Source organism: Burkholderia sp. Ap-955, from assembly GCF_011753045.1.
Taxonomy (GTDB): Bacteria; Pseudomonadota; Gammaproteobacteria; order Burkholderiales; family Burkholderiaceae; genus Burkholderia; species Burkholderia lata_D.
On sequence record NZ_VWWH01000210.1, the window covers coordinates 1 to 1,322 of the forward strand.

At 70.2% G+C, this 1,322-nt stretch carries 2 protein-coding genes; both read left to right on the forward strand.

Annotated elements, in window-relative coordinates; genetic code table 11:
* On the forward strand, window positions 1-525 hold a 525-nt coding region (locus tag F3J15_RS37345), incomplete at its 5' end, for a tetratricopeptide repeat protein (protein WP_166897821.1).
* 212 nt (window positions 526-737) lie between these two features.
* The gene (locus tag F3J15_RS37350) at window positions 738-1,283 is read left to right on the forward strand and encodes a hypothetical protein (protein ID WP_089446510.1); all 546 of its coding nucleotides are present in this window, start codon (window positions 738-740) and stop codon (window positions 1,281-1,283) included.
* Window positions 1,284-1,322 lie beyond the last annotated feature (39 nt).

A 1,322-nucleotide genomic window follows, 5' to 3' on the forward strand; every position in this document is an offset into this window, starting at 1 on the left:
TACGAGGGACGCGGCTGGCTGGAAACGGCCGCGGCGGCAGACAGCAAGGCCGACGCGCCGGCCGCCCGGCGCGCGCAGCTCGCGCTCGGCAAGGCGTTGCTGCTCGGCAGCAGCGACATGCCGAAGGACTACGCACGCGCCCGCACGCTGGTCGGCGAAGCGGCCGCGCAGGGCGACCCGGCCGCCGCGTATTACCTCGGGCTGATCTATCGCAGCGGCTACGGCGTCGCCGCCGATCCCGTGCAGGCCGCGCACTGGTTCGACGCCGCGTCGCGCGCGGACATCCCGGCCGCGGACTTCATGCTCGCGAACGCGTACCGCGAAGGCAGCGGCGTGCCGCGCGACGAGGCGCGCGCGCTGGCGCTGTATCGCCGCGCCGCCGAGCACGAACTGCCGGAAGCCGTGCAGACGCTCGCGATGGCCTATCGCAACGGCGAACTCGGGCTCAAGCCCGACGCGGACGAGTTCCACGCGCAGTGGATCGAGACCGCGCACGCGCTGAAGCACCCGGTCGTCGCGCCGTAACGGTTCGTCCGCACGCACCGGCATCACACCGGCTGCATGACGCGCATGCCCCGACGCCCCGCGCATCGATTACCCGGCGACGGAATCGATCGCGGGGCGCGGGCGTACGCGCCGGTTGCATTGCCGCCATCCGGCTGCTCCACGTCGATCGTTCGACACGCGGCAATGCATTAACATGCAGCCTCACAATAAAACCTGAGAGAACTGCATCCATGTCCCATCGCCTTTCCAGGCTTGGTGCCGCTGCCGTCGGCGCCGTCGCCCTCGTCATTGCCGGCGCACCGCTCACCGCACTCGCCGCGCCGCCCGCCCAGCCCGACATCTTCAACGCCGCGCTTTGCAAGCCGCCGTTCACGTCGGATCTGATGGACTCGATCTACAACACCGCCAAGGCAGCCGATCCGAAACCGGACGAGTCGATGCTCGGTGCCGCGGTCTATCGCCTGCCGGAGCCGATCCACCGCGACGGCTTCACGACGCAGCAGGTCGTGTTCGTCAGTACCGGGATCGGCGTGCTCGTGGACGGCGAGGTGGCCGATCAGCTCGCGAAACGCTACCAGCTCACCCTCGAGAAGGGCCACCTGCTGGGTGCATCGTCCGTCGGCTATTCGCGCCGGCTGACGGTCCGTGGCCCGGGCGGTGCGCTGATCCTCGTGTCGGCCCGCCAGGGCCCGGCGCTGAAGGGCAAGACGCTGCTGGCCTGCGAAATGACGTCCGAGGAGGACATCAAGGCGCTGGAGCGGATGGAAAAGCATTGAGCGGTGCGGCGCTGCGGCGCCGCTCGCGTGCGGGCGGCC

Coding starts and splice junctions, on each gene's coding strand:
- F3J15_RS37350 (WP_089446510.1), top strand. CDS start 738: ATGTCCCATCGCCTTTCCAGGCTTGGTGCCGCTGCCGTCGGCGCCGTC.